Origin of the sequence: Pseudoglutamicibacter albus (genome assembly GCF_022346425.1) — a bacterium.
Lineage (GTDB): Bacteria > Actinomycetota > Actinomycetes > Actinomycetales > Micrococcaceae > Pseudoglutamicibacter > Pseudoglutamicibacter albus.
Genome location: NZ_JAKRCW010000002.1, coordinates 48,776 through 62,421 on the forward strand (window position 1 = coordinate 48,776; position 13,646 = coordinate 62,421).

Genomic DNA, 13,646 nt, shown 5'->3' on the forward strand with positions numbered 1-13,646 from the left:
AAACTGGATCTGATGAGCTCCGCTCACGTGAACCTCCTCTGAAGAAATGCCCTCAGGAAAGGCGCCCATGTCGCACTCGCAGGTTGCAACGTCCAAGCGTGCCTCCGCCGAGCCCGCCCGCGGAAGCGAGGACCCTTCCGCGAAGAACGCGAGGCTCGCGGCAGACAACCCTCGAGTCGCATACGCGCTCACCTGGATTTCCGCGCCCATCGGGCTCATAACCCTCTTCCTCGCGCTCTCGTACTCCGGTACAGCGCTCTCCGTTCTACTCGGTGACCCGGGCGTGGTGACCCGCTACGGCCTGCCGATCGCGCGCTGGGTTCACGACATCAGCTTCTCGATCACGCTCGGCACGCTCATCTTCGTGTGCGCGATCATCCCGCGTACCACCCGGCCACAGCGCACCACTCGGGCCGCAGGTTCCACTGATGGTGGGGAATTCACCAAAGCGTTCAACCGGCTCGTTACCGTCGGTTCCGTCGCAGCGATCGTGTGGGCGTTCGCTGCGATGTCCACGCTCGTTCTCAGTTATTCGGATGCCGCCGCGCTCCCCGTCACCGCAGACAAATCCTTCACTGACGGCATCTTCGACTACATGCTGAACTTCGATTTCGGCCGAAGCTGGGCCGTGGTCGTTTCCCTCGCGATCATCACGAGCACCACCATGATCGCCGCCCGCAGCGCCAACGCGCTCGGCTGGGCCGCAGGCTTCGCAGGGGTTGCCCTCGTGCCGCTGGCGCTACTCGGCCATGCCGCCGGCGGTGACGACCACTGGGGAGCCGTGAACTCGATGGGCCTGCACCTACTCGGCGTCGTCGCGTGGGGCGGCGGGCTCGTAGCACTCGCCGTTGTTTCCGGGCTGCTTGGCGGAGCGCAAAAGAACATCACCGGCCCTGATACCAACCCCGCCGCAGCGGAAGTCCTGCAACGATTCTCGCACCTAGCTGGCGCATCGTTCTTCCTGGTCGTGCTCTCCGGCGTAGCGGCAGGTGCGATCCGCGTCCACACCCTTCAGCAGCTCTTCGGAACCCAATACGGTCTGTTCCTCATCTTCAAAGCCTTCCTCTCGGTGATCCTGGGCTTCCTCGGGATCATCCACCGCTCCAACATCATTCCGCGCCTGAAAAACGGCGACCTCACCGCACGCAAAGCCGCGTGGCGCATCATCGGTGTTGAAGTAGCGATCATGTCCGCCGTATCGGCGATCGCTGTGGTGCTCGCCCGCACCCAACCGCCGGTATCCACCGCGCCGCCGGAAGTCATGTCCCCGGCCCGCCGCCTCTCCGGCTACGAGCTACCACCCGAGCTGACCATCTCATCGTGGGCGAGTGTGTGGCGCTTCGACTGGCTGTGGGTCGCGATCATTATCTTCCTCGCGATCGCCTACGGCCGCTGGGCCTACCGCGTCCATGCTAAAGGCGGGCACTGGGACTGGTGGCGCACCCTCAGCTTCTATGTGGGCTTGATCTTCCTGTTCTACATCACATCCGGGCCCATCGCGGTGTACGGGCAGAACCTGTTCTCGATGCACATGGTCGCTCACATGGCGCTCACCATGGTCGCGCCGTTCTTCCTGGTGGTCGGGTCCCCGATCGCGCTGGCCCTCAAAGCGATCCCCGCCCGGCGTGACGGCACCCGCGGCCCCCGCGAATGGACCCTGGTGTTCCTGCACTCCAAGTGGGCTAAAGGCGTCACGCACCCGATTGTCGCGGCCGTGAACTTCACGGCCTCGATCGTGATCTTCTACTCGACTGACCTCATGTGGTTCTCCATGAAATACCACTTAGGCCACGAGTTCATGAACTTCCACTTCCTGCTGACCGGCTACGTCTTGGCCGTCAACATGATCGGGCTGGACCCGCTGCCGAACCGCGCCCCATACTTTGTGCGGCTCGTGATCCTGCTGATCACCATGATCTTCCACGCGTTCTACGCGACCAGCATCATGGGCACCGACGTTTTGATCCAGCCGGACTGGTTCGGCAACCAGGGCCGCGATTGGGGCCCGAGCGCGATCGAAGATCAACGAATAGGCGCCGGTGTCATGTGGGGCATCGGCGAAGTACCGACGCTCATGCTCGCCGTGGGCGTGGCCGTTGCATGGTCCCGCTCCGATGAACGGATAGCCCGCCGCGACGAACGCGTTGCCGAACGTACCGGAAACCGCGAACTGCGCGACTACAACCAGATGCTGCAGCAGCTGCAGGGCGCCCAGGCCGACGGCCTCGAAGAAGCCCGCCGCGCAGCCCGCATCCGCGCGGGCCTGCCGGCAGAAGGCTTACCGGAGGACGAGGCCGAGGCACCGGAGGGCAAGGACGAAGCGGAGGGCCGCGACGATACGCCGCGGGCATAAAGCGTGATGTTACGCGCCAAAAGCGTTGGCATGAGGCGAACTTCTAGAATGGACACAATCCGCCCCGCCCTCGGCGTGGCGAGTGAAAACCCCATGTCAAGCCCCGTCTGAAACCAGGAGTTAAGGTGTCTGCTGAGTCTGATGCACTTCGTACCGGCGTCCGTTTGCGCGCGAGTGAGCTTCGTGGCCGCGGCTGGATGAACACCGGCGGTAAGGACCTTGACCTTGCGAGCCTTCGCGGCAAGATCGTGATCCTGGATTTCTGGACGTTCTGCTGCATCAACTGCCTGCACGTGCTCGACGAGCTACGCCCACTCGAGGAGAAATACAGCGACGTGCTGGTCACGATCGGTGTGCACAGCCCCAAGTTTGAGCACGAGGCGAAGAAGGAAGCGCTCGAGGCCGCGGTTGAACGCTACGAGATCGAACACCCGGTCCTGGATGACCCCGAGCTGCTGACGTGGCAGGCCTATACGGCACGTGCCTGGCCCACGCTCGTGGTCCTGGACCCGGAGGGCTACATCGTTGCGCATCTCTCGGGTGAGGGTCACGCGGCCGGTCTTGAATCTTTGGTTGAAGAGCTCATCGAAGAGCACGATGCGAAGGGCACCTTGCACCGCGGTGACGGCCCGTACGTCGCCCCGCCGGCACGCGAAGGGGACCTCCGCTTCCCAGGTTCGGCGATCGAGCTGCCGAACGGCCAGTTCCTCGTCGTGGATTCGGGCCACCACCGGCTCACGATCATGGACACGGACCTCGTGACCAAGGTCGGTCAGATCGGCACTGGGGAGCGCGGCTTCGCGGACGGCTCCGCGGACACCGCTCGCTTCAACGAGCCGCAGGGTGCCGCGGTCGTTCCCGGCCACATCGCGGAGAAGGTGGGCTACGACGTCCTGGTTGCTGACACCGTGAACCACCGCCTGCGTGGCGTTAACACGGCCACGGGCGAGGTCACGACTGTTGCCGGTAACGGTGTGCAGCGCCTGCTCGATGCCGAACGCGCCCGCCTGCAGGACGCCGGTTGGTCGCGTGAGCTGGGGGAGAACGCTACCGAGCTTTCGCTCTCATCCCCGTGGGACCTTGCGTGGGCAGAGAAGGCTGGCCGGTTCATCGTCGCTATGGCGGGAACCCACCAGATCTTCGGTTTCGACCCCGTCAAGGCCGAGGTCACGCTGGAGGCTGGCTCCGGCATCGAAGGCTTGGATGACGGTACTGCGGATGTCGCGATGTTCGCGCAGCCTTCCGGTGTGGATGTGGATGCGAACGGGGACGTGTGGATCGCGGATTCGGAGACCTCCGCGGTGCGTGTGCTGCGCCTGGGTGAGGACGGCACGGTCGCCAAGGTTGAGACTGCGACCGGCCTGGGGCTGTTCGATTTCGGCTTCCGCGACGGTCCGGCCGATGAGGCGCGTCTGCAGCACCCGTTGGGTGTTTCGGTTCTGCCGGATGGCTCGGTTGCGATCGCTGATACCTATAACGGTGCGGTGCGCCGCTATGACCCCGAAACGCATACGGTCGGCACCCTCGCCGAGGGCCTACAGGAACCGGCGGAAGTGCTCGTGGACCACAGCGTTGGTGGAGATCCGGTCCTGTTGGTGGTCGAAACGAACCGGCATCAGCTCGTGAGGGTCCCGCTGCCGAAGGAAGCGACCACGGTTGACCGTGGCGCATCCCAGACCCAGCGCCCAAAGACCCTGGTGAAGCCCGGCACCCACAAGCTGACCGCACGCTTCACCGCTCCTGCGGGCCAGAAGCTCGACTACCGTTGGGGTGACCCAACCCAGCTACAGGTTTCTGCGTCCCCTGAAGAACTCATCCTAGAAGGCGCTGGCACGAGCCAAGGGCTCACGCGTGAGCTCGTCCTCAACCCGGAGATTGTGCACGGCGTTCTGCATATCACCGCGCGTGCTGCAGCCTGCGATGGTGAGGAAGGCCAGGAGATCCCGGACCACGCCGCCTGCCATCTATACCAGCAGGACTGGGGTATCCCAGTGCAGCTGGATGAGGCGGGGGAGGACCACCTCGAACTCGACCTGCGCGGCCTGAACTAGTGCGGCCGCGGCCTAAACTAACGTCGGCATAGCGTCAGCTTGGCTGGCATGCCGCCGTGCCAGCGGCGCCACGTCAGCGCGGCAACTCTTAACAAGGCGGGACCCTAGGCGTAGGGTTGAATCTACAGTTCAATCTACGCCGGGGTCCCGTTTTGTATTACCCCACCGGTTTCTGCGCCGTTGAGGAGGCCGCCTATTCATGTCCCGCATGTTCGCCTCGCTGCAGATCAAGAATTACCGGTGGTGGTTTTTCGGCGGCTTGGTTTCGAACATCGGGACGTGGATGCAGCGCATCGCGCAGGACTGGCTGGTTCTGACTGAGCTGACCGATAATTCAGGGACCGCGGTGGGCCTCGTGATGGGGCTTCAGTTTCTGCCGATCCTGTTTTTGTCTGCCTATGCGGGCGTGATCGCTGACCGGTACCCGCGGTTACGGATCGTGCAGATCGCGCAGGCGTTCATGGGTGTGCTCGCGGTGATCTTGGGTGTTTTGGTGCTCACGGGCACGGTTGAGCTGTGGCATGTGTACATCTTGGCGACCTTGTTAGGTATCGGGGCGGCGTTCGATGCGCCAGCACGCCAGGCTTTGGTGAATGATTTGGTGCCGTCCAAGTTGGTACCGAACGCGGTGTCCTTGAATTCGACGAGCTTCAACTCGGCGCGGCTGATCGGACCGGGTGTTTCTGGCCTGTTGATTGCCGCGGTCGGTACGGGCTGGGTTTTCTTGATCAACGCAGCGAGTTTCGCGGGCGTACTGGTTTCGCTGTTCGTGATTTCCCGGAACATTCCGGCTAACAGTCAGCCGCGGGTTCCGCGTAAGCGTGGCCAGGTTGTTGAGGGCATCAAGTATGTTGCGCGTAGGCCTACGCTCATCATGATCATGGTGCTTGCGTTCGTGGTGGGTACGTTCGGGTTGAATTTCCCGGTGTTCAACGCGGTCATGGCTACAACGGTGTTCGATGCGGATGCCGAGGTGTTCGGTCTGCTCGGCACAATCCAGGCGTGCGGCACGTTGGCGGGTGCGTTGATGGCGGCCAGGCGGCAGGGTTCGCGGCTGAAGTTCGTGGTGGGTGGAACGATCGGTTTCGGTATCACGGTGATCGCCGCGTGTGCGGTCCCGTGGCTGTGGCTGTATGCGATCATGCTGATCCCGACCGGCTGGGCAGCGGTGACGTTCTTGAATTCGTGCAACGTGACGCTACAGATGACGGTGGACCCGAGGTATCGCGGCCGCGTGATGGCGTTGTACATGGTTTTGGTTATGGGCGGAACGCCGCTCGGTTCACCTTTGATGGGGTGGCTTGCCGAAGTTCTGGGCGCGCGGATGTCACTCTGCATCGCGGGTCTGATTTCGCTCGTGGCTGGCCTGTGGGGCTTGTGGTACTGGAATAGGCACGCGCCGCAGGGCGAGTTGCGGCGCCGTGTGCGCCGCATCCGCGTCCGCTTCACGGGCCGGTAGACAACCGTTACAGGCGCTGCTTGGCAGCTACCGCATCGTACGCCGACTGCGTCAGCCCTACCTCACCGTCATGCGAAGATCATCGCGCAAATGAACATGAGCGGCACCCCGAGCAGGGTTGAGAGCAGCACGGTGTCTTTCGCGGCGATCATGCCTTGGTTGTAGTGGGTTGCGGTCACGAACACGTTCTGCGCGGTGGGGAGCACGCCGAGGATCACGGCCATGAAGATGCCAGCGGAATCGAGCTGGAAAACGAAGGCGGCCAGCAGCCACGCGATGAGCGGGTGCACGATGAGTTTGAACGTGAGTGCGAGCAACACATCGGTGCGGCGGCTCGAGTCTTTCTGTAGCGGCTTGGAGCCTACGAGTGAGATGCCGAACGCCATGAGCATCGCCGGGACGGCGGCTCCGCCGATGATTTCGATGGGGTTCATCACGGTTTGTGGGATGCTCACTCCGGTGGTGGCTACGATGACACCGGCGAGTGAAGCGAGGATCAGCGGGTTGGTTGCGATGCCTTTGAGCACACCGAGGATTCCGGCGCTGACCCGTTGGGTTTGAACGTCGAGGAATATGAGGGACAGCGGTTGAAGGATCGCGAGCTGGAACAACAGGACGGGGACTGAATAGGTTGCGTCGCCGAGCACGAAGATCGCGATGGGGATGCCGAGGTTAGCGGCGTTCACCTGGGAGGCTGACAGCGCGCCGACGGTGAGTTCAGCGGATTTTCGTTTGAGGGCTAGGCATGCGATGAGCAGGTAGAGGGCCATGACGGTGAACGCGCCGCTGGCGGCGATGAACACTTGCGGCCCGAAGATGACAGCGACGTCGGCTCGCGCGATCGTATGGAACAGTTGAAAGCCAGTGGCTTGGATCCCCGCAAGTTCCGGGAGCACCAGGCCGCGCTTGGTGCTCGGAGCTTCGGTTACTCATGAGGTTCGCAATGGCGGAATTGTTAACATAGGCTTGACCTCGTGAGCGAGTGCCGGTTCTGCTCGGCTTGGGGCAGCGACCGGCAGCTCGCGCCGCGCGAGTCTGTGGCGTATGAGGGCGCGGATCGCGGTGCATGATCCACAGTTGAAATAGAGAAAAGAGAATGAAACGTATGACGAAGCGCGTGAGTGTGATTGTTGGGAGCCTGCGTCGTGGCTCCTTTGCCCGTAAGATTGCGCACAACCTGATTCCGATGTTCCCTGAGGGGTACGAGGCGAAGATCGTGGAGATCCGCGACCTGCCGCTGTACGATTTCGACTACGACGACCCAGAGGTCACCGACAAGCCGGTGCCGGCGGAGTACACGGAGTTCCGCGAGACGATTAAGGCCTCTGACGGGGTGCTGTTTGTGACCCCGGAGAACAACCGCACCATCCCGGCGTGCCTGAAAAACGCGGTGGATATTGGGTCGAAACCCAACGCCGACGTTGCGTGGAAGGGACTCCCGGCGGGAATTGTGAGCCACTCTGTTGGACGCATGGGCGGGTACTCGTCGCAGAAGAACCTGCGCCTTGCGCTTTCCTACTTCGACATGCCAACGCTTGGCCAGCCCGAGGTGTTCCTGTCGCAGTCGCCTGAGCTTTTCGGTGACGGGGATAAGATCACCCGCGAGTCAACCGTTGAGTTCCTGCAGAAATACATTGACCGCTTCGCTGAGCTGATCGAAAAAACCAGCCGCGATTAGTTTTCGCGGGCGCGTAACCCAAAGGCGAGGGGGAAACCGAACACGTTTCGGTTTCCCCCTCGTTTGTTGTGTGGCAGTTTTGTGTCGCCGCGGCCGCGCGGTGGCGCAGGCGCTAGCTGTCTGCGCCCCCTGCGTCAGTTGCCGCCTCGGCCCGCAACGCCTCGACAAGCGCCTCGTGTGCGTCCCAGATTTCGCGCGGCATATCGGGCAGCTCGCGCAGGTGCTCAGCGCGGTGATCGGTTTCCTGCAGCCAGCGTTCAACGTCAACCCGCAGCAGTTTGTCGAGATCCGCCGCGTCGATTTCGAGACCGGTAAAGTCGAGCTCTTCAACAAGCGGGAGCACGCCGATCGGGGTTTTGCGTCCCTTGACTTTGCCGTCGCGGTACTGTGTGAGCCAGTTCAGCGCGCGCAGGTTCTCGCGGAAGCCCGGCCACAGGTAACGACCGGTTTCGGGTTCGCGCTGGAACCAGTTGACGTGGGCAAACATCGGCATCTCTTTCAGCTGCCCGAGCACTTTAAGCCAGTGTTCGGCGTAGCGACCCTCGGAGTACGAGAAGAACGGACGCATCGACATCGGGTCGTAACGCAGCTGCCCGTCAAGCCCGTCCGCTGCGAAAGTCGCCTCGGCGCCGAGTGTCAGCCCGTCGTAGACGCCATCAACAAGGTTGTCGATTGCGCGGATCAGCGGTTCACGATCGCGGGTGCGGCCACCGAAGATAATCGCGTCAACGACCACGCCCTCGGGTTTGGAGACGTCTTCGGCGAGGTTCGGGATGCGCTCCAGCGGAATAGTGAAGCGGCTGTTCGGGTGCGCCCACGGTTCGTTTTGCTGCTCGGCGGTGCGGTCGGTGATTTTCGCGCCGGTCCAGTCGAGCCACCCTGCCGGGTCGGCCGGGGGTTCGGGGGTGAGACCCTCCCACCACACCTCGCCGGTGACTTCGTTGTAGGCGGTGTTGGTGAAGATCGTGCCCGATCCCTCAGCGATTGCCGCCATCGCGGTGGGGTTGGAACCCTCGTTGGTGTCTTTTGCGACACCGAAGGCACCGTTTTCGGGGTTGATGGCACGGAGTTTCCCTTCGTCGTCAACCCACATCCAGGCGATGTCGTCGCCGTAAAAATCAACGCGGTAGCGGTCGCCGAGTCCGTTTGGCGGCAGCGTCATCGCGAGGTTGGTTTTCCCTGACGCGCTCGGGAAGCCGCCGCACACGTGCGTGGTGACGCCGGTTTCACGGTCGTGGATCCCAAGCAGCAGGAACTGCTCCGCGAGGAACTTCCCTGAGGCGTAACCGTCGTAGGACGCCTGGCGCAGACCGTGGGCGATTTTACCAAGCAGCGCGTTGCCGCCGTACGCGGAGCCGAAGTGCAAAATGGTGCGCTCGTCTGCGACGGTCACAAACATCCGCTCGTCGGCGTCGGTGCCCTGCTGCAGCGCGGTCAGGTCACCGGTGACGTGCACACCGCGCACGAAGAAGTCCTGGTCGCTGACACCGTCGAAGTGCTCAATTCCGACGCGGGCCATGCGGATCATCTGCAGCACCACGTTGCGGTCGTCGGTGAGCTCAACTCCGAGCGCGAAGTTCGCAAGCGGGGTGCCGGGAGGGGCCATCAGGTACGGCACCACGTACATGGTTTTACCCGCCGAAGCGCCGCGCATGCGGCTCGTCAGCAGCGGTTTGACCTCGCTTGAGTGGCGCCAGTTGTTGTAGCGCCCGCGATCCGCCTCGTCAGCCGTGGCGACAAAGGTGCGCTCTTCGGTGCGGGCGGTGTCTTTCGGGTGTGACCGTGAGTAGTAGCGACCTTTGCCTGCGCGGAGCATTTCGCCGGCGGCGATGGCCTCTTCGAGCAGCCTGGTGTCATCCGCTGCTGAGACGAGCTCGATCTTTTCAGGATTGGTGATCTCTGCCCACTCGCTCACAAAAGCGCGAACGCTTTCCACGTGAATCTCTGGAGGAACTTGAAATTGCTTTGATGCGGTCATCAGGCGCCCTCATTCATTCTTTAGTTTCCGGGTCTCACTTGTGCTCTCTACCGTAGTACGTCGAGTCTGACAGCACCATAAGTATCCCCTTTGAGTCTTGGGTTCGGTATGACGTAGTCTGCACTTCGGCGTGTCGTAGATTTGTGAGAGTGCTCGTGATAAACACTATATGTGGTGCCCGCAATGTGGGTCAGGACTAGATGTAGGGGTGGGATTGCTGAGGCGCAAATGCTGAGAGGAGAACATGCTGATGAGTGAACGCAGGGAAGGCCGAACACGAAGCGTCGCGGAGGTGCGAGTGCTCGAGGGGCAAGATTCACCTGGCCTGGTGTTTTTCTCGAGCGTTTCGGAGAACACCCTCCGCTTCGTCGAGAAGCTCGAGCGCCCGGCGGTGCGGATCCCACTCCGACCGCGCACAGAGGGAATGATCCGAGTGACCAGGCCCTACGTGCTCGTGGTTCCGACCTACGGCGGCGGAGCGCAGGCCGGGGCGGTGCCGCGGCAGGTGATTACGTTCCTGAACGATCCTGCAAACCGCGCGCTGATCCGCGGCGTGATTACCGCGGGGAACACCAACTTCGGTGAGCACTACTGCATCGCAGGACCGATCATCTCAGCCAAGTGCAAAGTTCCTGAGCTGTACCGCTTTGAACTTCTTGGCACCAACCGCGACGTTGCTCGAGTCAAGGCTGGTTTAGACGAATTTTGGGCACGACAGAACACATTAGAAGCAGAAGCAAATGAGGAGGACGTCGCATGACGATCGCCACACCATCAGAAACAACCACCCCCAACACTGCACGGGTTGGCGGGGTCGGCGAGCGGAAGGACTACCACGCGCTCAACGCCCAGCTGAACCTGTTTGCGGCGGACGGGTCGATCCAGTTTGACAAGGATCACGAAGCGGCGGAGGCCTACCTGAACCAGCAGGTCATCCCGAACACGAAGCAGTTCGCTTCGGTGTGGGAACGCCTGGAGTGGCTGATCGAAAACGAGTACTACGAAGCCGAATACCTGCGCGCCTACGACAAGGACTTCGTCGAGCGCCTCCACGAACAGGCCGACGCTTTCGGGCACAAGTTCCAGACCTTCCTCGGTGCGTTTAAGTTCTTCACCTCCTACGCGCTGAAAACCTTCGACGGCAGCCTCTTCCTCGAAAACTTCGAGCAGCGAGTTGTTGCCACGGCGCTGTTCCTCGGTCAGGGTGACGAGGAACTGGCTTCGAAGACGGTCACCGAGATCCTCTCGGGCCGTTTCCAGCCGGCAACTCCGACGTTCTTGAACGCGGGTAAGAAACAGCGCGGCGAGCTCGTGTCGTGCTTCCTGCTGCGCGTTGAAGACAATCTCGAATCGATTGGCCGCAGCGTTAACTCTGCGCTGCAGCTGTCCAAGCGCGGCGGCGGTGTGGCGCTGCTGCTGTCAAACCTCCGCGAGGCGGGTGCCCCGATTAAGCAGGTCGAGAACCAGGCTTCCGGTGTTGTTCCCGTGATGAAGATCCTCGAAGACAGCTTCAGCTACGCGAACCAGCTCGGCGCTCGCCAGGGCGCAGGCGCTGCGTACCTGCACGCGCACCACCCCGACATTATGCGGTTCCTCGACACGAAGCGTGAAAACGCTGACGAGAAGATCCGCATTAAGACCCTGTCGGTTGGGGTTGTGATTCCGGATGTGACCTTCGAACTGGCTAAGCAGAACAAAGATATGCACCTGTTTAGCCCCTACGATGTGCTTCGCGAAACCGGTATTCCGCTTTCGGATCAGTCAATCACCGAGCGCTACGACGAGTTCGTCGCGAACCCGCGGATCCGCAAGACCACGCTCAGCGCGCGCGAGTTCTTCAAGACCCTCGCTGAGCTGCAGTTCGAGTCGGGCTACCCGTACGTGCTGTTCGAAGACACTGTGAACCGTGCGAACCCGCTCGAGGGGCACATCAACATGTCGAACCTGTGCTCGGAGATTCTGCAGGTGAACACCGCCTCTGAGTACGACGCCGCAATCGGGTACGAGACGATCGGTCACGACATTTCGTGCAACCTCGGCTCGCTGAACATTGCGCAGGCGATGGCCAGCCCGGACTTCGGCGCAACCGTTGAGATTGCGGTGCGGGCGCTGACGAGTGTGTCGGATCAGACCGACATTCAGGCGGTGCCGTCAATTGCCGAGGGTAACCGTGCGTCACACGCCATCGGCCTCGGCCAGATGAACCTGCATGGCTACCTCGCTTCGCAGCGCATCCACTACGGCAGCGAAGAGGGAATTGACTTCACCGACGCGTACTTCCGCACGGTGACCTACCACGCGCTGCGCGCTTCGAACCAGCTGGCGATTGACCGCGGTGCGACCTTCGTGGGCTTCGAGAAGAGCGACTACGCTGACGGCAGCTACTTCGACCGTTACACGGCCGAGGAGTGGGTGCCAGAAACCGCGCGGGTGCGTGAGCTCTTCGCCGAGGCTGGAGTTGCGCTGCCGACGGTTGCGGACTGGGAACAGCTGCGCGAGTCGATCCGCGAACACGGTATCTACAACGCGTACCTGCAGGCGGTGCCACCGACCGGGTCGATTAGCTACGTGAACAACTCGACGGCTTCGATCCACCCGATCGCCTCGAAGATTGAGATTCGTAAAGAGGGCAAGCTCGGCCGCGTGTACTACCCGGCTCCGCACATGACAAACGACAACCTCGAGTTCTTCGAAGACGCTTACGAAATCGGCGCCGAGAAGATCATCGACACCTACGCTGCTGCGACCAAGCACGTGGATCAGGGTCTGTCGCTCACGCTGTTCTTTAAAGACGAGGCGACCACTCGCGACATCAACCGCGCGCAGATCTACGCGTGGCGCAAGGGCATCAAGACGCTGTACTACATCCGCCTGCGCCAGCCCGCGCTCGAGGGAACCGAGATCGAAGGCTGCGTTTCCTGCGCGCTGTAGTCGCGTTCGCGCCCGCGTGTGCGCCCGTGCTGCGCGCGCGGGCGCACCGCGCGCCGTCCGCGCACTCCGCGCACTGACCACCAGACACCATTAGTGAAAGAGCTTTATTGAACTATGACTGATCCGTTGAACACCGACCGCCCGCTGCAAGAGATCTCGGTCACCCCGCCGTCGTACCGCCACGACCCGACAGCCCGGCTGCGCCCCATTAACTGGAACCGCGTCACCGACGACAAAGACCTCGAGGTGTGGAACCGTCTGACCGCGAACTTCTGGCTGCCAGAGAAGGTGCCGCTGTCAAACGACATCCCCGCGTGGCAGAAAATGACCCAGGAAGAGCGCACCCTCACGATGCGCGTCTTCACCGGTCTGACCATGCTCGACACCGTGCAGGCAACTGTCGGTGAGATCGTGCAGATCCAAGACTCCCGCACCGAACACGAAGAGGCCGTCTACACCAACATTGCGTTCATGCAGTCGGTGCACGCCCGCTCGTACTCCTCGGTGTTCTCAACGCTGACGAGCACCCCGGAAATCGACGACGCCTACCGCTGGGCAGTTGCCAACGATCTGCTGCAGGAACGCTGCAAGAAGGTGCTGCACCACTACTACGGCGATGATCCGCTCAAGCGTAAAGTGTCTTCGACGCTGCTGTCGTCGCTGCTGCTGTACGCAGGGTTCTACCTGCCGCTGCACTTCTCGGTGCACGCGACGCTGACGAACACCGCAGACATGATCCGCCTGATTCTGCGTGACAAGGCAGTGCATGGTTACTACTCGGGTTACAAGTACCAGCGCGGACTCGAGACGCAGAGCAAAGAGCGTCAGGAAGAGATGCGCAAGTTCACCTTCGACCTGCTGGAAGAGCTCTACGAGCTTGAGCTGCAGTACTCGGGTGAGCTGTACGAGCCGCTCGGCCTGATGGACGACGTTGCCGTGTTCGTGCGTTACAACGCGAACAAGGCGCTGATGAACCTCGGTTACCCGTCGCGGTTTACCGCTGAAGAGACCGAAGTGAACCCTGAGATTCTCGCGGCGCTGTCACCTGGCAGCAACGAAAACCACGACTTCTTCAGTGGATCAGGATCGAGCTACATCATCGGTAAGGGCGAAGACACCACCGACGACGACTGGGACTTCTAGGCTCAAGGGCTTAACGGCTCGAGGGCTCAGCGGCTCGATTCGGGCCGCACCGT

The 13,646-nt window shown here is 62.0% G+C and carries 9 protein-coding genes; 7 read left to right on the forward strand and 2 right to left on the reverse strand.

Annotation, left to right across the window (positions count from 1 at the left end; translation table 11 throughout):
* Positions 1–67: 67 nt before the first annotated feature.
* The 3 genes from MHJ63_RS01585 to MHJ63_RS01595 all read left to right on the forward strand — a co-directional run bounded on the left by MHJ63_RS01585 (position 68) and on the right by MHJ63_RS01595 (position 5,863).
* Positions 68–2,353: a bifunctional copper resistance protein CopD/cytochrome c oxidase assembly protein gene (locus MHJ63_RS01585; protein WP_052048472.1), complete on the forward strand. Its 2,286-nt coding sequence runs from the start codon at positions 68–70 to the stop codon at positions 2,351–2,353.
* A 125-nt stretch (positions 2,354–2,478) separates the two neighbouring features.
* Positions 2,479–4,404: an NHL domain-containing thioredoxin family protein gene (locus MHJ63_RS01590; RefSeq protein ID WP_239445971.1), complete on the forward strand. Its 1,926-nt coding sequence runs from the start codon at positions 2,479–2,481 to the stop codon at positions 4,402–4,404.
* 199 nt (positions 4,405–4,603) lie between these two features.
* Positions 4,604–5,863, forward strand: a complete 1,260-nt coding sequence (locus MHJ63_RS01595; protein WP_239445972.1) for an MFS transporter — start codon at positions 4,604–4,606, stop codon at positions 5,861–5,863.
* 68 nt (positions 5,864–5,931) lie between these two features.
* Here MHJ63_RS01595 and MHJ63_RS01600 read toward each other — a convergent pair whose 3' ends face one another.
* A complete protein-coding gene (locus MHJ63_RS01600; RefSeq protein ID WP_239445973.1) occupies positions 5,932–6,759 on the reverse strand; it encodes an AEC family transporter in 828 nt (275 codons plus the stop codon).
* Between the two features lie 209 nt (positions 6,760–6,968).
* On the opposite strand from MHJ63_RS01600, the gene MHJ63_RS01605 reads away from it, so the two are divergent.
* The gene (locus MHJ63_RS01605; RefSeq protein ID WP_019174205.1) at positions 6,969–7,541 is read left to right on the forward strand and encodes an NADPH-dependent FMN reductase; all 573 of its coding nucleotides are present in this window, start codon (positions 6,969–6,971) and stop codon (positions 7,539–7,541) included.
* Between the two features lie 112 nt (positions 7,542–7,653).
* Here the strand turns inward: MHJ63_RS01605 and MHJ63_RS01610 are convergent, their stop codons facing one another.
* Positions 7,654–9,519 (reverse strand): phosphoenolpyruvate carboxykinase (GTP), encoded by a 1,866-nt coding sequence (locus tag MHJ63_RS01610; protein ID WP_052048584.1) that lies wholly within the window; start codon positions 9,517–9,519, stop codon positions 7,654–7,656.
* A 244-nt stretch (positions 9,520–9,763) separates the two neighbouring features.
* On the opposite strand from MHJ63_RS01610, the gene nrdI reads away from it, so the two are divergent.
* From nrdI to nrdF, 3 genes are all read left to right on the forward strand, one after another.
* Positions 9,764–10,279, forward strand: coding sequence for a class Ib ribonucleoside-diphosphate reductase assembly flavoprotein NrdI (nrdI, locus tag MHJ63_RS01615; RefSeq protein WP_198020675.1), 516 nt, complete (start codon positions 9,764–9,766; stop codon positions 10,277–10,279).
* Positions 10,276–12,450, forward strand: coding sequence for a class 1b ribonucleoside-diphosphate reductase subunit alpha (gene nrdE / locus MHJ63_RS01620; protein ID WP_239445974.1), 2,175 nt, complete (start codon positions 10,276–10,278; stop codon positions 12,448–12,450). Before nrdI ends, nrdE begins: the two co-directional genes overlap by 4 nt.
* Before the next feature lie 114 nt (positions 12,451–12,564).
* Positions 12,565–13,593, forward strand: coding sequence for a class 1b ribonucleoside-diphosphate reductase subunit beta (gene nrdF / locus MHJ63_RS01625; RefSeq protein WP_082784698.1), 1,029 nt, complete (start codon positions 12,565–12,567; stop codon positions 13,591–13,593).
* The last annotated feature ends 53 nt before the right edge of the window (positions 13,594–13,646 follow it).